We start from the raw sequence: 20,417 nt of genomic DNA on the forward strand, positions 1-20,417 counted from the left end.
TCCACCATCCTTTTAAACTGTGATTACCCGCCCCCGATGACCGCGGCACCCGAAAGATGGGTTGCCACATACATAATAAATGGGAGCGGGCGGACTTGCCTTCGGTTACATCTGCTCGGGCAAAAGCGCGACAGGAATATCCTGATAGCAGACCGGACGCAGGAAGCGACGGATCGACAGCGTGCCCACAGAAGTTGCACCAAAATTGGTCGACGCGGGGTAGGGGCCACCATGCACCATGGTATCACACACCTCGACCCCGGTGGGGAAGCTGTTGGCCAGCAGACGCCCTGCTTTACGCTCTAGCAACGGCAGCAACGCCTGTGCGTCGGCCGTATCACCCGCGTCCAAATGCAGGGTACAAGTCAACTGACCTTCGATGGCGCGCGCCACCTGCAGCATCTGGTCGGCATCGCGAACACGAACAACTATACCCAGAGGGCCAAAGACCTCTTCCTGCAGCTTGTGGTCGGCCAGCCAATCGTCGCCCGAGACAGTGAACAGATAGGGTGCCGCGTCGCGGGTTTCGCAACTGGTGCCAATGATCTGAGTCACGCCGGTGCCGGACGCAACGCGCGATACGCCATCGCGATACGCGGCGGCAATCCCGTCGGTCAGCATGGTCTGGTTGGCAACAGCGGACAAGCCGGTTTCGGCCGCCGATTGGAACGCATCCGCGTCCGGCCCGTCGATCACAACGGCAATACCCGGATTGGTGCAGAACTGCCCCGCACCCATGGTCAGTGAACCCGACCAACCCGTCCCGATCTCGGCCCCGCGCGCAGCGGCGGCCCGAGGCAGGATGAACATCGGATTGACCGAGCCCAGCTCACCAAAGAAAGGGATCGGCTCATCGCGTTGCGCGCACAGGTCGAAGAGGGCACGACCACCGCCAAGGCTGCCGGTAAAGCCCACGGCCCGGATTAGAGGGTGCTGCACCATACGAGTGCCCACATCGCGCTTACCGCCTTGAACCAGCGAGAAAACACCCGGATGCACACCGGTCGCCTTGATCGCGGCATCAATGGCCTGCGCCACGATCTCACCCGTGCCGGGGTGCGCCGAATGGCCTTTGACCACCACCGGACAACCTGCGGCCAGCGCCGCAGCGGTATCCCCACCCGCGACCGAGAACGCCAGCGGGAAATTCGATGCGCCGAACACGGCGACGGGGCCCAGCGGGCGTTGGATCATCTTCAGATCGGGGCGGGGCAGGGGCGCGCGGTCCGGCATAGCCGGGTCGTGGCGCAGGTCCAGATAGTCGCCCTTTTCGATATGATCTGCGAACAGGCGCAGCTGGCCGACGGTGCGGCCACGCTCACCCTGCAGACGCGCCTCGGGCAGGCCGGTTTCGTGCGTTCCGATTTCGGTGATGGCATCGCCGCGGGCGTCGATCTCATCAGCGATTTTGCGCAGCAGCGCGGCGCGATCCGCACGCGAAGACCAACCAAAGCTGGCAAATGCCTCTTCAGCGGCTTCGACGGCTGCATCAACCAACGCAGGCGTGCCCACGCAAAAGTCGTGGCTGGGCCCGTGCGCCGGTTCCGAGGTAAAAGAAGCGTCTGTCGCGACCCATTCGCCCGCGATCAGGTGTTTTCCGGTCAACATGTTCAAATTTCCCTAAATCAGCCCGCGTTGGGCCAGGTTTCGCATCAGATGAGACGCCCCGAACGTCCATTCCGGGCATTCCGTCGACAGGCGCACCGTATTGGTCAGAGCGCCCAGTTTGTCGTTTGCAATCGTGACAGCGTCACCGATCTTGTGAGTGAACCCGCCACCCGGAGTGTCGCGATCCTGTGTCGGAGCGAAAAGCGTTCCGAGGAACAGCATGAGCCCGTCCGGATATTGGTGATGACGCCCGACGGTTTGCTTCACCAGATCCGCGGGATCACGGCTGATTTGGGACATCGACGAATTTCCGTTCAGCACAAACCCATCCGGGCCGGTAACAGTCAGGGTCAATTCGGCATTGCGCACGTCGTCCAGATCAAAGTTGTCGTCGAACAGGCGGATCATGGGTCCGATGGCGCAAGAGGCGTTGTTGTCCTTGGCTTTGCTCAGCAGCAAGGCCGAGCGCCCCTCAACGTCGCGCAAGTTTACATCATTGCCCAGCGTCGCCCCCTTGATTTCACCCTTGGACGTCACAGCCAGTACGACTTCGGGCTCAGGGTTGTTCCACGTCGAAATTGGGTGGAGCCCAACATCCGCACCGAACCCAACCGAAGACAGCACCTGCGCCTTGGAAAACACTTCGGCGTCGGGCCCGATGCCAACTTCCAGATACTGGCTCCACAGACCTTCCGAGATAAGCGCCGCCTTTACCTGTGCCGCATCTTCCGAACCGGGCACGATATTGGACAGGCTGTCACCAATACGGGCACCAATGCGCTTGCGGATGGCTTCGGCCTTGGCCGGGTCGCCGGCTGCCTGCTCTTCGATGACACGTTCAACCATAGAGCCGGCGAACGTGACACCACAGGCTTTCACCGCCTGCAGGTCACAAGGCGCCAGCCATTGATGTTCCCCATCTAGCGGTCCGAGCGTCTCGCCCGAAGCTGAGCGCACATACCCTGCGGCATCGTCCATTTCGAGGATGTCGCGCACGGTCGGTGCAGTTTTCGAGGTGATGTCGACAACCTGACCATCGCGCAGGGTTACGACAGCAGGGCCAACACCGGGGCGTTCAACACGCCCGAGCCACAGCCCGTCTGAATCCAGTTTAGGAGAAGTCATTTCAGTCCCTGAGGTTATAGGCACGGGCGGCGTTACCGCCCAGAACCGCATTGCGTTCGTTTTCCGAGAGATCGCTCAGAAGTGTGTCGGTGGTATCCAACCAGCGCTGATAAGTGCTGGCCAAGGTACAAACTGGCCAGTCGCTGCCCCAGATCAGGCGTTCCGAGCCGAACGTGTCCAAGAGGTGGTTAACGTATGGGCGCAAGTCGTCAGTGCTCCAATCCGCAGCTGCTTCGGTCACAAGGCCGGACAATTTGCAATAGGCCGAGGTTTCCTGCGCCAAGGCCGCCATATCCTGAGCCCATCCGTCGATCACACCATCGCGTATCAAAGGCTTGGAGCCGTGATCGATGACCACGCGCATCTCGGGATGGCGCGCCAGCAACTGACGCAGAGGGGCCAGATGTTGGGGCAAAGTCAGAGCGTCAAATGTCAGGTCGTTCTGCTGAATGGCAAAAAACGCAGCAGACAATGCGTCGTCCAACATCCAAATGGGATCAGCTATGTCCTGAATCATCGGCCGCAAACCGACAAGCGCCGGATGCGCGGACAGCGCCTTGATCTGACCGGCCGCGTCCATTGCTTCGAAGTCGACCCACCCGACTACCCCTTTGATAAAAGGCGTGTGGTCAGCCAGAGACAACATATATTCCGTCTCGGCCACAGTCGGCGCCGCCTGTACAAGAACGGTCCCCTCAATCCCGGCCGCTTCGATCAAAGGGGCTAGGTCTGACGGACCAAAGTCCCGATAAATCGTGGCCAGTTCCGAAGTGAGCCAACCATAATCGCCCCGAGCCAAAGCCCAGAAATGCTGGTGCGCGTCGATCTTCATCCAATCACACCCTTTTTCAAGATGATGTTGCCATACAACCTTCGCTCACCTGTCTGAACAACGGCAAAAGCTGTTGCGGCGCGATCATAGAACGCGAAGCGTTCAAGACCCTGCACCACAGCCGGGTTGTCTGCCGTTTCATTGATGATCTGCTGAAAATCCGCGACCGCCTCTGGCACAGCATCGGCGTCTCCGACCACCTGCATCGTCAGTGCTGGGTCCGGCACAAAATTGTCCAGTGGCATCACCGACAAAACTGCGCGCAGGATCTCACTGGCCGACGATCCGTCGGCCCGAATGCAGAGCGGTCCGGTACTCGTTCCCGGAAAATTGGCGTCCGCTATCACGATTTCATCGCCATGGCCCATCGCACGCAAGGTGTGCAGTAATTCGGGTGACAGGATCGGGTCGATGTCACGCAGCATCGGCGGCCTCCGAAGGAAGTGGAGCATCAGGCCGGATCAGCCCTTCGCCCCGCAGGTCGGACCAAAAGCCGGCAGGAATCTCGCGATCCAGCAACGCGGCATTAGCCTGCACCTCGGCGGCGTTTACCGCGCCCGGGATCACAGTTTTGACGGACGGATGCCCCAACACGAACTGTAATGCCGCCGCGATCAGAGGTGTCTTGTGCGCCTGACATACAGCTTCGATGTTGCGGACGCGCTGCAAAATCTCCTCTGGCGCATCATCGTAGTTGTACTTTGCGCCCGGCACTGCACCGGTTGCCAGAATCCCCGAATTGTAGGGACCGCCCAGGATAATTCCTACGTCACGCTTTTCACAAAGCGGCAAAAAGCTGTCCAGCGCCTCTTGTTCCAACAGGGTGTAGCGCCCCGCCAGAAGGAAGCCATCGAAATCGCCCAGACCAAGTAGTTTTTCGCAAACTTGCCATTCGTTCACGCCCGCTCCGATGGCTGCGATTTCACCGGCGTCACGCAGCTCTACCAGCGCTTTGTAGCCGCCCCCGTCAAACAGCTCGCGCACCTTGGCATCGGACATCTCCTGACTGCCCTGGCTGAAAACACAGACGTCATGGATCAGCAGAATATCCGCGTTGGCCACCCCGATCCGTTCGCGGCTGGCCTCGTAGGAACGCATTACTCCATCATAGGTATAGTCAAACACGATCCGCTTTTGCGGCACGTCAACAAATGCCTCGGGGGTCACTTCATGCGGTTCACAATCCAGCAGAAGTCGCCCGATCTTGGTCGACAGCTGGATATTTTCGCGTCCAAAGCGGGCGATTGCTTCGCCAAAGCGTTGCTCGGAGCGTCCAAGCCCGTATTGCGGTGCCGTATCAAAAAAGCGGATACCCGCATCAAAGGCAGCCTGCAGGGCCGCCTGGGCGTCTTCGTCGGAAACCTTACGATAGAGGTTCCCCAATGGTGCGCCACCGAAACCCATACGGGTCAATGGTACAGGGCGCGCCGTGCGGTTGTTCAGTAATTCTGTAGTTGAAGCGGTCATCCTGCCTCTCGTTCGGTTTGGAGCGATAAGTTGAAAAGGTGGGGTTTTTCCTGACGCAAGACTTCGATCCGAGGCATGAGCTGGCCCATATGGCGGCGCATGGCCTGCTGCGCCATGTCTTCATCGCGCTCTACTATTGCGTTGAATATCGACCGGTGCTCTTCAAGCGTTTCAACGATCCGGCCTGGCGTCGGCAGCAGCAGCATACGTGCGCGGCTAACCTGAAGGGAAACGGTCTGCGCAACATCTGCCAAACGGTGGAAACCCGTGAAATCCATCAGCAGAGCATGAAATTCCTCATCGGCCTGATAAAAGCCCGAGATATCCTCATCCTCGACCAGAAGCTCTTGCAAACGCATGTTGCGACTTAACCTGCGACGCTGATCCTCGGTTAGGTCGCGGGCGACTTTGGCAATTGTCGCCAATTCTAACGCTTCGCGCAGAAACATGCCTTCGCGTATCTCTGACATCGAGAAATAAGAAACTCGGGTTCCGGATTGCGGAACGACGTCCACTAACCCTTCTGCATCCAGTCGCGCGATGGCTTCGGCAACCGGCGCGCGGGACACGCCAAGCCGTTCGCATATCGGCGCTTTCCTGAGGTTCGCTCCGGGCGCAAAGTCCAGAGACAGGATTGCGTGTTTGATAGACAAATAAACACGGTTGGCCAACGAACCTTCGGTCGATGAAATGTCACGCAAAAGCGTCGCGTCGATATCTTGTGGTTTATTCATGAAAGTTGATCTAGCATACTAACATGTTAGTTGACAAGTATGTGATCGCAGTTTAGCAATCACTGGCAAGCAAGCAGGAAAACGATGCAAGCAGATCAAGAAATAAAGGCTTTCACGCCCCCGACTCGCGATACGGTGAAGCTGAGCCCCGATGACAATGTCGTTATCGCACTGCGTGAATTGCAAGCAGGCGAGCAGCCCAATGACGTGCCGGTTCCGCTGGTCTCTCAGATTTCGCGCGGCCATAAAATCGCGGTTGCGCCAATTTCCAAGGGGCAGAACGTGATTCGCTATGGTCAGATCATTGGTCAGGCGAAATCGGATATTGCGCCGGGTGAACATATTCACGTCCACAACCTGGGCATGGGCGCGCATCAACAGGACTATGCCTACGCATCTGCAAACTCCGCGTTACCCGCAATTGCGGAAGAGCGCACATTTTTGGGCTACCACCGCGCGGATGGCAAAGTGGGAACACGGAATTACATCGGGATTCTGACCACGGTGAACTGCTCGGGCTCGGTTGCACGGTTCATCGCCGAGGCAGCCGAGAAATCCGGAATGCTTGACGAGTTTCCCAATGTAGACGGCGTGGTCCCGATTGTGCACGGCACAGGCTGCGGGATGTCCGGTAAGGATGAAGGGTACGCGACCTTGTTCCGCACTCTTGCGGGCTATGCACAGCATCCGAACTTCGCGGGTATTCTTCTGATCGGTTTGGGATGCGAAGTCATGCAGGTGGCAGATCTGGTGGGGGGGCGTCCGATCCGCCCCGATGGTGCTTTGCGCTATATGACTATTCAAAACGAAGGCGGCACGCGGCGCACGATTGACCGGGGCTTGGCCGAGATCAAGGGTATTGCCGAACTTGCCAATCAAGTGACGCGCGAACCCGCGCCAATCAGCGAAATTACGGTAGGGATGCAATGCGGAGGCTCGGACGGGTATTCGGGCATCACTGCAAACCCTGCACTGGGATATGCATCCGACCTGCTGGTGCGTCACGGCGGAACGACAATCCTGTCGGAAACGTCCGAAGTATACGGTGCCGAGCATCTTTTGACTCGCCGCGCCGAAACGCCCGAAGTTGGCGCCAAGCTGATCGAGCGCATCCAGTGGTGGGAAGACTACACCGAACGCAACGGCGGCGAGATGGATAACAATCCAAGCCCCGGCAACAAGCGCGGTGGACTGACAACCATACTCGAGAAATCTCTGGGTGCGGTTGCCAAAGGCGGCACTGCTCCGATGCGGGACGTCTATAAGTTTGGCGAGATCGTGGACAAGAAGGGCTTTGTCTTCATGGACAGCCCAGGTTTCGACCCGTGTTCGGTGACGGGGCAGGTGGCCTCAGGCGCGAACCTGATCGTTTTCACCACCGGGCGGGGTTCGGTCTCGGGCTATCAGCCGACGCCTTGCGTCAAGCTGGCAACGAACTCTGAGATGTACGCACGGATGGCCGACGATATGGACCTGAACTGCGGTGACATCGTCACCGATGGTGTCAGCATCGAGGCGAAAGGAGAGGAATTGTTTGAAATTCTGATCCGCGTTGCCTCAGGCGAGAAAACTAGAAGCGAAGAGCTTGGATTTGGGGGGGTCGAGTTCGTCCCCTGGCAGATCGGCGCGGTAATGTAATTACGCACCCTGGGGGATGAGGGTAGCATGGGAGGGAACATGACAAAACTGGTCGACATGACGGGGATCGAAAAGTATTTCCCCGGCGTGCACGCGCTGAAAACAGTGCAGTTCGATCTGTTTTCGGGCGAGGTTCACGCACTTATGGGCGAGAACGGTGCCGGGAAAAGCACGCTGATGAAGATCCTGTCGGGGATTTATCAGCGCGACGGTGGTGATCTGGTGATCGAAGGCAAGTCGGTCAGCCCGACCACGCCCGGCGAAGCGCAGGATCTGGGCATCGGTATCATCCATCAGGAACTGAGCCTGATGAATGATCTGACCGTAGCGCAGAACATCTTTATCGGTCGAGAGCCCCGCAAGAGCTTTGGTAGACTGGACGAGGCCGCGCTAAACGCACAGACGGCCGAGATTTTCGCCTCGATGAACCTGTCGCTGGATCCAAAGACACTGGTAGGCAGCCTGACCATTGCGAAACAGCAGATGGTCGAGATTGCCAAGGCGCTGTCTTTCCGGTCCAAGGTTCTTATCATGGACGAACCCACAGCGGCCCTGAACGATGCTGAGATAGCCGAGCTGTTCGTGATCATTCGCCGCCTCAAGGCCGAGGGCGTGGGCATCGTCTATATCAGTCACAAAATGGACGAGCTTAAGCAGATCGCGGACCGCGTCACCGTGATGCGCGATGGCGAATATGTGGGCACCGTAGGCGCGGCTGAGACACCAATCAGCCAAATCATCGCCATGATGGTGGGGCGTGAGGTGAACGAGAAACCTCTGGACGTGCCTGATCTTGGCGACGCCGAAGTTTCGCTTGAGGTGTCCGGTTTAAATCGCGGCAAAGAGATCAAGGATGTCAGCTTCTCGGTCCAGAAGGGCGAGATTCTGGGGTTCGCGGGCCTGATGGGGGCCGGTCGGACCGAAGTTGCGCGCGCAATCTTCGGCGCGGATGGGAAGGACAGCGGAACGATCCGCGTTCATGGCCGAGAGGTTTCGATCAAGTCGCCCAAGGATGCCGTGACTGCGGGCATCGGCTATCTGTCCGAGGACCGCAAACATTTCGGGCTGGCCACCGGCATGAACGTGCGCGACAATATCGCGCTGGCTTCGATGGATCTGTTCACCGGCACCGGAGGGGTGTTGAATGACGGTGAAATCAGCACCACGGCCAAGGGATATATCGCACAGCTGGGCATTCGCACGCCCTCGGACGTGCAAGAGGTCCGACTGCTGTCAGGGGGCAATCAGCAAAAGGTTGTGATTGCAAAATGGCTGCTGCGCGATTGCGATATCCTGATCTTTGACGAACCCACGCGGGGCATCGACATCGGTGCGAAGTCCGAGATTTACAAACTGCTCGAAGAACTCGCCGAGCAGGGCAAGACTATCATCGTGATCTCGTCGGAACTACCCGAGATCATGCGCCTGAGCCATCGCATCGCTGTGATGTGCGAAGGCCGACTGACCGGCATTCTGCCCGGCGGAAAAGACACCACTCAGGAAGACATCATGCATCTGGCCACCCAACGTGCGGCGGCGATGCAGGTAACGGGGGCACCACAATGACCACGGCAACAGACGTTGAAAAGAAGAAACCACTCGCGGGACTGTCCGACAGCGGCGCGTATCAAAAACTGCTAGCATTCGCCAGTTTGATCGCGCTGCTGATCGGCTTCTCAATCGCGTCGCCAAACTTTATGCAAACCTCGAACATGATCGCCATTTTGCAGGCGACCTCGGTCAACGGGGTGCTGGCAGTGGCGGCAACGCTGGTGATCATCACCGGGGGGATCGACCTTTCGGTGGGCACGCTGATGACTTTCTGCGCCGTGATCGCAGGCGTGGTGCTGACCTATCTGGGGATGCCCCTGCTGCTGGGCGTGGCGGCAGCCATCGCGGCGGGCGCGTTCTGTGGGCTTTGCTCGGGCACTTTCGTTGCCAAAATGAAAATCCCGCCTTTCATCGCCACGCTTGGCATGATGCTGATCCTGAAAGGCCTGTCGCTGGTCATCTCGGGTACGCGGCCGATCTATTTCAACGACACGCCGGGCTTTGACCAGATCTCGCGTGGGTCGCTGATCGGAGAGATCTTCCCGGCTCTGCCCATCCCGAACGGCGTTCTGATCCTGTTCCTGGTGGCGATTGCAGCGTCGTACATCCTGAGCCGCACGGTTCTTGGTCGCTACACATTTGCCTTGGGTTCGAACGAAGAAGCAGTTCGCTTGTCCGGTGTGAACACCGACGCTTGGAAGATGCGCATTTACGCTCTGGCGGGCGCAATCTGCGGCATCGGCGGCATCTTGATCGCCTCGCGCTTGAACTCGGCGCAGCCTGCGCTGGGTCTAGGATACGAGCTTGAGGCGATCGCGGCCGTGGTGATCGGTGGCACTTCGCTGTCGGGTGGACGCGGTACCATTCTAGGGACACTGATCGGCGCTCTGATCATGGCGGTCCTGACCAACGGGCTGCGCGTGCTGTCCGTGGCGCAGGAATGGCAAACCGTTGTCACCGGCGCAATCATCATTCTGGCGGTCTATGCCGACATGGCGCGGCGCAAAAAATCCGGCTGAAGAAACCAAATAATAAACGACCAACTGTGGAGGAGAAAAACATGTTTTCACGTCGTTTCATTCTGGGAGCGCTGAGCGCTGCCACCCTTGCAGCCCCGGCCTCGATGGCCACTGCCGAGGAAATCTACATCCCGCTGGTATCCAAAGGCTTCCAGCACCAGTTCTGGCAGGCCGTGAAATCCGGGGCCGAGCAGGCGGCAGACGAATACAACGTCACAATTACTTTTGAAGGCCCCGATAACGAAACCATGGTGGACCGTCAGATCGACATGCTGGCAGCTGCACTGGCCAACAACCCAAAAGCCATCGGCTTTGCTGCACTGGACAGCCAGGCAGCTATCCCGCTGCTGCGTCAGGCGAATGACAAGGGTATCCCGATCATCGCGTTCGACAGCGGTGTTGACAGCGACATCCCGCTTTCCACCGCTACCACCGACAACCTTGCTGCGGCCGGGCTGGCTGCCGACAAAATGGCTGAGAAAATCGGCGGCAAAGGCAAAGTCGCCGTTGTAGCACACGACCAAACCAGCCGGACCGGTATCGACCGCCGTGATGGCTTTGTGAACCGTATCGAAGAAAAATATCCCGATATCGAAGTTGTCACCGTTCAATACGGTCAGGGCGACCACCTGAAGTCGACTGAAGTTACCAAAGCGATCCTGACGGCCAACCCTGATCTGGACGGTATCTTTGGCACCAACGAAGGTTCGGCCATTGGCGTTGTGAATGGTGTTCAGGAACTGGGAACCGAAGGTCTGGTCATCATTGGCTATGACAGCGGCAAAGCGCAAAAGGATGCGATCAAAAGCGGCCTGATGGCTGGCGCGATCACGCAAAATCCCGTCGGCATCGGTTACGAGACTGTAAAAGCGGCGGTCTCCGCGCTGAATGGTGAAGAAGTCCCGGCCCTGATTGACACCGGTTTCTACTATTACGACGCGTCGAACATGGACGACCCGAAGATCTCGGCCGTTCTGTACGACTAAAACCACCCACTCACGGTGACTTCTCCGGCTCGCCAATTTGGCGGGCCGGATTTCGTTTGGATTTGCAAAACGCAGTTTAAACTAAAAATCGATCTGGCGATCGCGACCAGTTTCGCAATGAAACTTAGAAAATGCGCAAGGAATGTGCTACTGTTCCCGATATAGTTGTTTTTTTACGTTAAAGGTTATTGCCACTGTGTCCGATAAATCGAAAAATCTGTTTCGGCTTCGACCGTTGGAAAGGGCTGATGTAGAAACCGTCGCGCCTTGGTTCCAAAACATTGAAGACCTCGCTCTATTTGATCGAACATCCCGCGTTCCCCAAAACCGCCTCCAGACTGAAGACAGTTGGAAAGATGCCTTCACATCTGAAGGTTCCGGCTGCAAATGCTGGTTCATTGTTGAGTCCGAGGAAGAAGAAGCCTTGGGCATGGCTGGTCTCGAGGGGATTTCGAATATCAATCGCGACGCAGTCGTTGCAATGTTTGTACACAAGTCCGCACGCCGGCACGGAGTTGGAATCCGAGCAACCGCGATGATCGTTGACTTTGCGTTCCGACAACTCGGCCTGAATCGCTTGACTTCATATTACCGCGCCGACAACCACAGCAGCCGTGACCTTGTCAGTAGAATTGGCTGCCAGGTCGAAGGCACAATGCGGCAAGCGTGGTTTGCGGATGGAGAGTTCCACGACATGATTGTTGTGGGCATCCTAAAGGACGACTGGATGCAGCACAGAGAAGTTCTCGCCTCGGAATTATCCGCTGATACTGTCGTGGAAATGGGAGCATCGGCATCATCAAACTGGTCATGGCCACCCAGGTTGGCAACAGGCAGCGAAAGGTAGAAACAGCCGACAGTCGAAAAAACTAAAAATTGCTATATGTTGAAACGGGTGCCTATTTGGCACCAATTAAACGAGTATTGCCTGTGAATACCTCTAGTCCGAATTTTTCAATGACGCAAAAGCTCGGTGCTGTTTTGTTCGCCGACGTCGTCGGCTATTCCCGCTTAATGAGCGAGAATGAGCTGGACACATATAACGCCCTGAAATCGTTACTATCTCATCTTGAAACATGTTGTGCAAAATATCAGGGACGGGTCGTCGAAGTACGTGGAGATGGGCTGCTTGCCTTGTTTGAAACGGCCACAAGCGCAGTTGAATTTGGCATCGAACTGCATCGGATCGCAAGCCAACACAACGAAACTCGAACAGATGATCAGCGAATCAAATTCCGCGCAGGCGTTCATCTCGGTGAAATTCTGATCGACGATCGCGGCATTCACGGCGACAATGTCAATATCGCGGCGCGGTTGCAGGAAATTGCAGAACCCGAGCGTGTTTACGTCAGCTCTGCAGTCTATGACCAAGTCTGCAACAGGCTGCGGTACGGCTACGAATTCCTGGGCCCCAAGCAGTTAAAAAACATACTCAATCCTGTCTCGACCTATTGTGTGCGCAGCGAAGTTGCAGGCGCGACAATGGCCGGCACCATGCGCCCGGAAACGCCCACGAGTCAGGTTCTGGAACGACCGGACACTCCGTCCGTCGCGGTGCTTCCCTTCGGCAGCCAAGGCGGAGATGAATCCGACAGTTGGATTGCCGAAGGCATGACCGACGACATCATCATGAATCTGTCAAAGTTCAGGAACCTTTTCATAATCGCGCGAAACTCCTCTTTCTTTTTCAAGGCACAATCGATGCCTCCAAAAGAGGCCGCCCAGCGATTGAATGTACGCTACATCGCGCGGGGTAGCGTCCGCCGGTCGGCCAGTCGAATTCGCATTTCGGCGGAACTGGTGGACGCCACCACCGAACGGACGATTTGGGCGGAACGGTTCGACCGCAGAATCGACGATATTTTCGACATATTGGACGAGGTGACCGAGTGCATCGTTGCAGCGACCGCCGTGATGATCGAGTCCCATGAAAAGCAGCGAATGATCCAGGCGATGCCATCCGACCTCGAGGCGTACAGCTCGGTTCTTCAGGGGCAGCATCACATCTTCAAGTATACGCGAAACGACAATCGCAAGGCGCAAAGCTTCTATCAATCGGCACTGGAACGAGACGAAGGGTATGCCCGCGCGGCCGCAGCGCTGTCGCGCACACTGAATATAGACTGGCGGTATTCTTGGACCGAAGACCCAAGCACCGCGTTGGATCAGGCTCTGAGATTTGCGCAACGTGCTATCGAGCTCGACCCGACTGACGCGCGTGGGTTTGGCGAACTGGGTTATGTCCACCTGTATCGCAAAGATCACGATGCGTCGATCCAGTCATACCAGCGCGCCTTGGCGCTCAACCCAAATGATGCAGATATGCATTCGGACTATGCCGACGCGCTGGCGCATTCGGGCGACAACGAAACAGCAATCACCCATCTGCAACAAGCAATGCGGCTGAACCCGTATTTCCCGGATCAGTATCTGTGGCACCTTGGCGGGGCATATTACAACCTACGCCGTTACCAAGATGTTATCGAAACCGTCAACAAAATGAACAACCCAACCGAAGGTCAACGAATGCTTGCAGCGAGTCACGCCCAGTTGGGCAATATGGAGATGGCCCGGTTGATTGCGGACAAACACCGTGAAGCGCATCCAAATTTTTCTTTGCAACGGTGGGCCAAGGTTATGCCCGACCGTTTGGAAGACGATACCCAGCATTTTGTCGAAGGATTGAAAAAGGCCGGGTTCTGAATAAGAAAAAGGGCGCGTCAAGCGCGCCCTCGTTACATTGATCGTAAGCGACCCTCAGTCGCCGCCCCGGACTTTGGCCCCACTTACTTTGGCGCCGCTGACCTTTGCGCCTGATACTTTGGCTCCGCTGACCTTTGCCCCGCTCACTTTGGCTCCAGATACCTTTGCGCCACTGATCGCCGGGCTATCGAAGCCGAAATAGATATCCAGTAGGACTTGCTCGAACTGGCCAGCCATCACATCCATGCGCATGGTCTGATCGGACTTGTCGTAGTTCCAAACACGTATGTCATCAGCAACCTGATAGTCTGCGGCTGCAACCCCACCAATAGACGGGTTTTTCGGGGCCCGTGATGCGTTGTCGTCTGGAACGTTTGCTTTTGCAACTTCCTTACCGTCACCATGAACTAGAAAAATCACAGGTTCGGGAAGGTCATAATATGTGCCTTCGTAAGCAAACCCATAAATTTTTGCGAATTGTGCTTTGTTGTTTCCTTCATCGCCCAGTTGCTTTTCCAGATGCTTGTTGTTGCCCTGGCCGTTGTTCGACTTTGCCGTATAGCTCAAGTCTTCCAATACTCTTCCGTAAATCAACACTTCTGAAAAACTGAGTAATGTCTCCGCCATAAACTCATCTCCCAATTGCGGTCGAGATGCACCAACCACCTCGCCCTCCACCACGACCCAAATTATAGACGGGCCAACAAATCCAAAAAATCATCCTATTCCTAAATGCCATAATTTGAATTGAAAAAAAAGAACTTACTCACTCTGTATCCGGCACCAAAGTTCGAACCGAATTGGCATGACTGTCTTCGTCTGGGTTCGGCAAACGCGGACCTGCCGTCGTCAAACCGATATCGCGCATCCGAAAATTACCCTCTATTATTTGCCGGAATGCGCCGCCGGTAATTTCCTGATCCACAGTAACTAGTGCTTTTTCGACACCAAAATAGCTGAGGGTATCAGCATCCAATAGGCTCCAGGTATCAGCTAAATAGGTCCCCAAATAGTCGCGCGCCTCAAGTAGGGCAACGCGGAAACCCTCGGGGTTTTCCGCGTATCGCTTGTCAAAAACGTTTTGCATGATAGCGCTGTAATCGGGCGAGTCTTCCAATTGGTCCGACAGATCCTCTTCCTCAGGTGAAATCAGACCGTGTAGCAAAAGGCGTTCGTGATAGATGTCGACGAAAATGTCGAACATTGCTCCGGTCAACGGCTCAGAAAGGGCATGTTCGCTGGACCAACCCGAGGAAAATTCCGAGAGGGATCTGTTATTAGCCGCCGTTCTGATTTGCGCGTTTTCGGACAATTCTGCAAATCGATTCAATCGGTTGAATGTGTAGAGATTGCCCCGAGTGTTTTCCAACAGCTTTTCAACAACTGATCCAAAATGCAAAGACGCCAACAGCGCGACCAGATCGGCGGCGGATTCATGAAACCCGTAATACTCGCCCGAAGCGTCGCCATCGGCTGGCATTCCAATCACGCTATAAATTATGGCGTGACCAATTTCATGCGCCACGACATCGAAATTCAGACTGTAGGGTCGGTATTCGTTACCGTGCTCATGTGTTCCACCGGTTTCCAGAAAGCCCCACCCAATATGAGCATTGTCGAGACTGGGCAATAAAGACAATTCCAAACGGTCGAAATCACGCGCGAAATGCCACGGGATGGGGCGGTCGAAATAGCCTTGCCACACATCCATGGTGAAATGAGCGGAACCGAAAAGATGCGCCGCTTCGAAGGACGGATAGGATGGGTCGATATGGATGAAATTTCCCAGTTCATCTGGCATTGCAGGCGGTTGTATATATCCATCCCACGGGGGTAGGTACATGCCCGGTCCGTTGGGACCTGGAACAATGGCACCATAGGGTGTCGTTTTACCAACCGGATTCACCGTGTACATACGCGGACCAGAAGGTCCGGGACCGATGCTGCCTTGTGGTGCAGATATCTCGACCAGTTCCAATTCTGCGTCAGGTTCGAGAAAAGGCGACTGTGGAAAAAGCAAAAACCGAGTGCCTGGTTCCTCATTCTCCGTTTCTTCGGGTAAGTTCATAATGCGCCCTCCCGCTTGGTTCGCTGGTCCGTCACGCGTCAGAAGACGACGAGCTATCGGTCCTATGGCAAAATAAAAACTCGGCTTCTATCAAATCGAACAAGGCATCCCGATCGGGAAGTCCCAATGAAACTGCGTATGAGTCAAAATCATCCGGTATGTCCCGGTCAAGTATTGTTTCAAAATACCACAACACCATCGACAACCTTTCGGCGTTCGCCATTTGGCTGGTCGAGAGGGATAAGGCCGCCTTTTCTCTTGCCCGGTCGCGAAACTCGGCATAACGGCCGGCACGGCATAGTTCAGCAATGAGCTGAACCTCAATCCGGTTTTTTCTATCGGCAATCGCCCCTTCAATTCGGGTATTATCGATCAGCATGGCCTCGTAGCTATCAAGACTTAGATCGTTGTCATCGAGCCACCGCATTAAATCGGAATGACGTGGCAGACCCACGCTGGCCCGGTGGAGCGACATTTGGCGCATGACCGCGTCTCGGTCTAGCGAGTTTCCAGGACGCACATCCGCTTCCTGCGCCAATAGGCTTAGCGCGGCGCGTTCGCGCAATCTGGAAAAAAGCTGAGGGTTCAGGCGCAATTCATCCAACACCGCGTGACCGTAGGTTGTTTCTCCATCAACCCGGGCGCGCAACCCCTTCCAAACCAGCGTCCTTTCCATTCGAATTGGGTTTTCTAATGATGGGGTAGATCTGGCCAAGTGTTCGGCCATCTGTCGAAGCATTGCACAAGCGTCCTCAGCCTTCGCATCGACCTGCCCGGTTTGCACCCAAGCTTGGAAGTCGGCGATACCCTTAAGATGACTGAGGGCCTGGCAGATACTTTCCCAGCTTCTTTGCTGGTAATGAATGCTTTTTGCCACGCCTAGCATTTCATCAGCATTAGCCAAAGACACCAGCCGGTCGGCCACCGCCTTTGCCACCGTCGCACGCACCGACACCATCGGGACACTAAGCGCAGGATATCCAAGCTCTGCTGGTCCATGAAGGACGGCAACTTCATCATCGTCCTGCAAAACATCCGCGCGGTAGTCTTCGAAAATCTGCCCGACACCGATCATTCCCATGTCCGACAGCTCTGCAGCCCTGAGCGCACCCATACTGGCGCTTCCGAAGACTGGTATACCCTGCTCCATAGCCCAAAGAATTTCCTTGTGCCAAACCGACGGCACCCCTTCGAAATATCCGTCGATAATCCCGATAGCATTTGGTCGATCGCGCGCGGCCCGATAAACATCCCCCTGCCGAACCGGAGGGAGTATCGTGGCCTCCAAATACTCTGCTATCCTTTCATGGGGCAGAGTGGGGCCGACAAATACAACGACACTCATGCCTGGGCACCGCCAACAGCGTTCGCACGGCGCCCCGGAACATAATCGGGGTCATCATGCGGGGCCTCAAGACCGGGAATAATCGCCCTGACAACCGAGATATCCAGTTCTGAGCGAGACAGATTGACGACTACTGTTTGAGCAAGTCCAACCTCGCGCAAACGGTTCAGTAACAACTCTATATCTTCGTCAAATGAATCGGTTGAGTAGGTGGCGCACTCTGAAAAATCCTGAAGCGGAGAGGTTTCTTTGATCAGGTTCTGTACAAAAGCGCTCCGATCAATTTGTGCCTGATCAGTAAACTCTGTCGGATCCAAATCATCCCGTGCCCCTGAGATATAGGTCAGACGTGTCTGCGCAGCTTCGGTCACCGCGCGCAAAAGTGCAATCGCACGATCCGGGTGACACCCATCTCCGATGCCAATATGGCCGGTCTTACCTTCTGGTTCGCAGATCACACAGCGAAAACAAGCGATGCCAACATCAGACGTCGTGTCCCAAAGACCAATCTCCAACCCCGCATGTGAGATCATGTTCAGAGCCTGTTTGCATCGGTCGTCTTCAATTGTTCTGACATCTATCCGATGTGGATTTACCCTATGATGCCAGAGGGTTGTCGCGTCTCTCTCAATCACTTCACAGATTGCATGGCAACTTGCTTCGGTCACCGTATTTCCAGACGCCAGCCCATTGGTGGTTCTTGGAAAAGCGCAATGCCCTCCAACTGGGGCACTGGTGTAATCCGTGTCTACCATCTCTAAAGGAACCCAACAGTCTAACTGTGTATTCAGTTCATGGCCCTGAACCCACATAATAGCTTGATCTGGATCGAAACGCCCTCCGGTCACGCGGGGCAGGGTGTCAATGTCAATAATAAAGTCCCGCTGGATCAGATCATTGTAACGGGCCAACTGTTGCGGAAGTTGAATCTGTTCCGCATGCCAGGACTCGATCGCCTCCATGACGCCTGAAGCCCGGGCCGCGCTAAGCGACAAGCCTTTTCCTAAAGACACTGCAACCGACCGAGAGTTTGGTCGCGTCACCATAACCGTCGGCAAGCCTATTCGATCCAGACCTGTCAAGTTGGCCACGCGCGTAATACCCATCGCCTTCAGGTGTGGCTTGACCAAGCTGAGCGTTTGTTCTGGATCGCGCGCCCGATGCGTATCCAAAATGTATTTTTTCTGTGAGTTTAAGGACATGAGACGAACCCAGAACAAACCAATCAGGTGTTTAACATGATGTTGAAATCAATATGAAACACGATGGTTGATCAAAGATCAGCGGTCAACAGTAACACGTAGAGCCAAACAGAGTTGTCACGATTTTTAACATAACTATCATTAAGCCCATCTTGCGAGAGGAAGCGAACACGTCCTAAACTAGGGTCGCCACAAATACCCTACCTTGCTCAAAGCAACTGAAACGAGGATGGGCCCAAACAGAGCTCGGTCTATGTGAGTGTCTGTCTGATGTCAGCGCCAATGGGACAGTTCGGGTCGATTTGATATGAGCGAGTTTCTGGCTCATCGTACGGCCCCAATGGCGGGCCACTTTTTCCAGGTCAGGGTCATCGGAATCGGTAACCGCTTGTCCCACCCGACAAAGTCGTAGGAGTAGTTGATATCGGCCCTGCCGTGGAATTGCTTCCTGTCCGCAACAGGTAAATCCCGTCACAAACAGACGAGCATTTTCTTTACCAAAGCTCACTCGACACTCTGAGCATTGGTTGTTGCCAACCTCTCGGCCATGTTCAAAATCTGGAGCTTTGCGTTCATAGCAGCCCCTTCTTTCTAAGCCAGCCCACAAAGCGGCCACGAGACCTTGGAGCCATTTTTACACCAACCGTTGCTGCGGCCTTTAGCTCTTTATCAGAAGCACCAGCTGCCCAGAGAAGTGTGATACTCAGCGCTTCTAACACGCCTTGAGGTCCAATAGCGGAACCAGTCGCTGTGGTGCCCGTTGGCTCTCTCTGCTACGTCATACGCGGTCTCAGTGGGTAACGATCTGAGGCAAATGTAAGCCAATCCTGCCAAATCTTCTTCGGACAACAGGCGCGCAAGGACGTTCTGAGACCTTAGCCAATTTTCGGTATCACCAAGCACAAAACAGGCCCTTGTAGTCATCATGGCGCGATCCCTGCGGTCCAGTTTTGCCCGCTCTGTGGGCCAGGAGGCAACAACTTCGGCAAAGTCCTTCATTCGCCCTGCCCCTCCACCATTTGAGTCGCTAAAGCGATGGATGCCGCCCTTGCCAACACAGGAGGGGAAGGATGGCGATTAAGACACCGATAATCACAGACGAAGCTAAGTTCGTTACAGGCACTCAAGCCATTAGTTCAACCCGCTGGCCATTCGGCAGGCGCAAATTCCATGAGATGATAAAAGCGAATCTCATAAAGCCGCATTTCGCGCGTGCCGGCGCCCGGCCGATCTATTACGTGGAAGAAATCGACGCCGTTTTTCAGCCTCTAGCGCGTGAAAAGGTGGGGCCACAGAGGGGGCCAATACTATACAAACACTAATTTAATTAATGATTACAATGTATACTTGGTGCGGGTGGAGGGACTTGAACCCCCACGCCTTGCGGCGCCAGAACCTAAATCTGGTGCGTCTACCAATTTCGCCACACCCGCATCCTAGACAGAACCTGTCAGAGTGATCGGGTGAATAGCAAAGCTTGAAAGCAAGTGCGAGAGGGAATTTCATCCAGAGCAAAGGTTTATTCCACGATTTTCAAAGAATCCTACGCACGAAATTCACGCACCACATTTGCGCCACAATTCAAACGCCAAAAAATCTTATTCGCGTCAAAATAACACCGCCTTGCCAGTAGTTGATGGGGGCTGAGGACTTACCGAGTCTTTTTGCCTCTGGGCCACATACGAGTTTCCAGCTCAACTTCAACAAAAGGGTCGTAACTGTGACCAACATGATGAACTCTGCTGCTACCGAGCAAGACGCCGTTGGTCTTGCACGCGAAAGTTTTCTTGGTGAGCTCAAAACCCTGACCAAAGATCATCCCGACACAGGGTTTGGTATCTCATTGCGGACCCATTCGGGTGGCCACTACCTGTTAGCCAATTCCCGGATGCCTCTGCCCAAGACCAAGTCCGCAGGTTTCCCTACCGGCCGTCGTCTTGCCTGCCTGGAAAACAGTGAGTGTTTCAGCTCGATCGAAGTGCTTGCCGATTCCGGAGCCTATGAAACGATCACCCCTGTCGATGAAGCGGCGATACTGGGGAATGCTTTGAACCTGATCGCACGCATCGATACGCTGACCAGCACCCAGCCCGATCAGTTCCCACACCATATCGCCGCGACCGGAACCGGAGGCTGAAC

Annotated in this window: 18 protein-coding genes and 1 tRNA gene; 8 read left to right on the forward strand and 11 right to left on the reverse strand. The window is 55.5% G+C overall.

Annotation, left to right across the window (positions count from 1 at the left end; all coding sequences use genetic code 11):
- Positions 1-105: 105 nt before the first annotated feature.
- The 6 genes from ACR0DX_RS10195 to ACR0DX_RS10220 are packed head-to-tail and all read right to left on the reverse strand — an operon-like array spanning position 106 to position 5,766.
- Complete coding sequence (locus tag ACR0DX_RS10195; protein ID WP_170355076.1) at positions 106-1,608, reverse strand: aldehyde dehydrogenase (NADP(+)); 1,503 nt, start codon at positions 1,606-1,608, stop codon at positions 106-108.
- 12 nt (positions 1,609-1,620) lie between these two features.
- The gene (locus ACR0DX_RS10200; protein WP_170355077.1) at positions 1,621-2,733 is read right to left on the reverse strand and encodes a fumarylacetoacetate hydrolase family protein; all 1,113 of its coding nucleotides are present in this window, start codon (positions 2,731-2,733) and stop codon (positions 1,621-1,623) included.
- Position 2,734: 1 nt separating this feature from the next.
- Positions 2,735-3,565, reverse strand: a complete 831-nt coding sequence (locus ACR0DX_RS10205) for an amidohydrolase family protein (protein WP_170355078.1) — start codon at positions 3,563-3,565, stop codon at positions 2,735-2,737.
- Positions 3,562-3,990 (reverse strand): RbsD/FucU family protein, encoded by a 429-nt coding sequence (locus ACR0DX_RS10210; RefSeq protein WP_170355079.1) that lies wholly within the window; start codon positions 3,988-3,990, stop codon positions 3,562-3,564. The genes ACR0DX_RS10205 and ACR0DX_RS10210 overlap by 4 nt, the downstream gene beginning before the upstream one ends.
- The gene (locus ACR0DX_RS10215) at positions 3,980-5,032 is read right to left on the reverse strand and encodes an aldo/keto reductase (protein ID WP_170355080.1); all 1,053 of its coding nucleotides are present in this window, start codon (positions 5,030-5,032) and stop codon (positions 3,980-3,982) included. The genes ACR0DX_RS10210 and ACR0DX_RS10215 overlap by 11 nt, the downstream gene beginning before the upstream one ends.
- Complete coding sequence (locus ACR0DX_RS10220) at positions 5,029-5,766, reverse strand: GntR family transcriptional regulator (RefSeq protein ID WP_353392245.1); 738 nt, start codon at positions 5,764-5,766, stop codon at positions 5,029-5,031. Before ACR0DX_RS10220 ends, ACR0DX_RS10215 begins: the two co-directional genes overlap by 4 nt.
- 84 nt (positions 5,767-5,850) lie before the next feature.
- Here ACR0DX_RS10220 and ACR0DX_RS10225 point away from each other — a divergent pair, with 84 nt between their 5' ends.
- From ACR0DX_RS10225 to ACR0DX_RS10250, 6 genes are all read left to right on the forward strand, one after another.
- Positions 5,851-7,404 carry an altronate dehydratase family protein gene (locus tag ACR0DX_RS10225; protein ID WP_170355081.1) on the forward strand — a complete coding sequence of 518 codons (1,554 nt, stop codon included), beginning with the start codon at positions 5,851-5,853 and terminating at the stop codon, positions 7,402-7,404.
- A 39-nt stretch (positions 7,405-7,443) separates the two neighbouring features.
- A complete protein-coding gene (locus ACR0DX_RS10230; protein ID WP_170355082.1) occupies positions 7,444-8,970 on the forward strand; it encodes a sugar ABC transporter ATP-binding protein in 1,527 nt (508 codons plus the stop codon).
- Positions 8,967-9,974, forward strand: coding sequence for an ABC transporter permease (locus ACR0DX_RS10235; RefSeq protein ID WP_170355083.1), 1,008 nt, complete (start codon positions 8,967-8,969; stop codon positions 9,972-9,974). The genes ACR0DX_RS10230 and ACR0DX_RS10235 overlap by 4 nt, the downstream gene beginning before the upstream one ends.
- Positions 9,975-10,015: 41 nt before the next feature.
- Positions 10,016-10,960: an ABC transporter substrate-binding protein gene (locus ACR0DX_RS10240; RefSeq protein ID WP_170355084.1), complete on the forward strand. Its 945-nt coding sequence runs from the start codon at positions 10,016-10,018 to the stop codon at positions 10,958-10,960.
- A 196-nt stretch (positions 10,961-11,156) separates the two neighbouring features.
- Positions 11,157-11,807: a GNAT family N-acetyltransferase gene (locus tag ACR0DX_RS10245; protein WP_480846024.1), complete on the forward strand. Its 651-nt coding sequence runs from the start codon at positions 11,157-11,159 to the stop codon at positions 11,805-11,807.
- A 110-nt stretch (positions 11,808-11,917) separates the two neighbouring features.
- Complete coding sequence (locus ACR0DX_RS10250; protein WP_170355086.1) at positions 11,918-13,663, forward strand: adenylate/guanylate cyclase domain-containing protein; 1,746 nt, start codon at positions 11,918-11,920, stop codon at positions 13,661-13,663.
- A gap of 54 nt (positions 13,664-13,717) precedes the next feature.
- Here ACR0DX_RS10250 and ACR0DX_RS10255 read toward each other — a convergent pair whose 3' ends face one another.
- The 4 genes from ACR0DX_RS10255 to ACR0DX_RS10270 form a co-directional block, all read right to left on the reverse strand.
- Positions 13,718-14,290: a pentapeptide repeat-containing protein gene (locus ACR0DX_RS10255; RefSeq protein WP_170355087.1), complete on the reverse strand. Its 573-nt coding sequence runs from the start codon at positions 14,288-14,290 to the stop codon at positions 13,718-13,720.
- Between the two features lie 139 nt (positions 14,291-14,429).
- Positions 14,430-15,731, reverse strand: coding sequence for a gluzincin family metallopeptidase (locus ACR0DX_RS10260; RefSeq protein WP_170355088.1), 1,302 nt, complete (start codon positions 15,729-15,731; stop codon positions 14,430-14,432).
- A gap of 31 nt (positions 15,732-15,762) precedes the next feature.
- Positions 15,763-17,076: a TfuA-like protein gene (locus ACR0DX_RS10265; RefSeq protein ID WP_170355089.1), complete on the reverse strand. Its 1,314-nt coding sequence runs from the start codon at positions 17,074-17,076 to the stop codon at positions 15,763-15,765.
- Positions 17,073-18,278, reverse strand: a complete 1,206-nt coding sequence (locus ACR0DX_RS10270; protein ID WP_170355090.1) for a YcaO-like family protein — start codon at positions 18,276-18,278, stop codon at positions 17,073-17,075. Before ACR0DX_RS10270 ends, ACR0DX_RS10265 begins: the two co-directional genes overlap by 4 nt.
- A gap of 1,070 nt (positions 18,279-19,348) precedes the next feature.
- Between ACR0DX_RS10270 and ACR0DX_RS10275 the strand changes: the two genes are divergently transcribed.
- A complete protein-coding gene (locus tag ACR0DX_RS10275; RefSeq protein WP_170355091.1) occupies positions 19,349-19,600 on the forward strand; it encodes a hypothetical protein in 252 nt (83 codons plus the stop codon).
- Positions 19,601-19,626: 26 nt separating this feature from the next.
- Here the strand turns inward: ACR0DX_RS10275 and ACR0DX_RS10280 are convergent.
- Positions 19,627-19,711, reverse strand: a tRNA-Leu gene (locus ACR0DX_RS10280).
- A gap of 299 nt (positions 19,712-20,010) precedes the next feature.
- Here ACR0DX_RS10280 and ACR0DX_RS10285 point away from each other — a divergent pair.
- Positions 20,011-20,415, forward strand: a complete 405-nt coding sequence (locus tag ACR0DX_RS10285) for a hypothetical protein (RefSeq protein ID WP_480846028.1) — start codon at positions 20,011-20,013, stop codon at positions 20,413-20,415.
- Positions 20,416-20,417: the final 2 nt, after the last annotated feature.

Source organism: Ruegeria sp. D3 (assembly GCF_056534465.1).

Coding starts and splice junctions, on each gene's coding strand:
- ACR0DX_RS10195 (WP_170355076.1), bottom strand. CDS start 1,608: ATGTTGACCGGAAAACACCTGATCGCGGGCGAATGGGTCGCGACAGAC.
- ACR0DX_RS10200 (WP_170355077.1), bottom strand. CDS start 2,733: ATGACTTCTCCTAAACTGGATTCAGACGGGCTGTGGCTCGGGCGTGTT.
- ACR0DX_RS10205 (WP_170355078.1), bottom strand. CDS start 3,565: ATGAAGATCGACGCGCACCAGCATTTCTGGGCTTTGGCTCGGGGCGAT.
- ACR0DX_RS10210 (WP_170355079.1), bottom strand. CDS start 3,990: ATGCTGCGTGACATCGACCCGATCCTGTCACCCGAATTACTGCACACC.
- ACR0DX_RS10215 (WP_170355080.1), bottom strand. CDS start 5,032: ATGACCGCTTCAACTACAGAATTACTGAACAACCGCACGGCGCGCCCT.
- ACR0DX_RS10220 (WP_353392245.1), bottom strand. CDS start 5,766: ATGAATAAACCACAAGATATCGACGCGACGCTTTTGCGTGACATTTCA.
- ACR0DX_RS10225 (WP_170355081.1), top strand. CDS start 5,851: ATGCAAGCAGATCAAGAAATAAAGGCTTTCACGCCCCCGACTCGCGAT.
- ACR0DX_RS10230 (WP_170355082.1), top strand. CDS start 7,444: ATGACAAAACTGGTCGACATGACGGGGATCGAAAAGTATTTCCCCGGC.
- ACR0DX_RS10235 (WP_170355083.1), top strand. CDS start 8,967: ATGACCACGGCAACAGACGTTGAAAAGAAGAAACCACTCGCGGGACTG.
- ACR0DX_RS10240 (WP_170355084.1), top strand. CDS start 10,016: ATGTTTTCACGTCGTTTCATTCTGGGAGCGCTGAGCGCTGCCACCCTT.
- ACR0DX_RS10250 (WP_170355086.1), top strand. CDS start 11,918: ATGACGCAAAAGCTCGGTGCTGTTTTGTTCGCCGACGTCGTCGGCTAT.
- ACR0DX_RS10255 (WP_170355087.1), bottom strand. CDS start 14,290: ATGGCGGAGACATTACTCAGTTTTTCAGAAGTGTTGATTTACGGAAGA.
- ACR0DX_RS10260 (WP_170355088.1), bottom strand. CDS start 15,731: ATGAACTTACCCGAAGAAACGGAGAATGAGGAACCAGGCACTCGGTTT.
- ACR0DX_RS10265 (WP_170355089.1), bottom strand. CDS start 17,076: ATGAGTGTCGTTGTATTTGTCGGCCCCACTCTGCCCCATGAAAGGATA.
- ACR0DX_RS10270 (WP_170355090.1), bottom strand. CDS start 18,278: ATGTCCTTAAACTCACAGAAAAAATACATTTTGGATACGCATCGGGCG.
- ACR0DX_RS10275 (WP_170355091.1), top strand. CDS start 19,349: ATGGCGATTAAGACACCGATAATCACAGACGAAGCTAAGTTCGTTACA.
- ACR0DX_RS10285 (WP_480846028.1), top strand. CDS start 20,011: ATGAACTCTGCTGCTACCGAGCAAGACGCCGTTGGTCTTGCACGCGAA.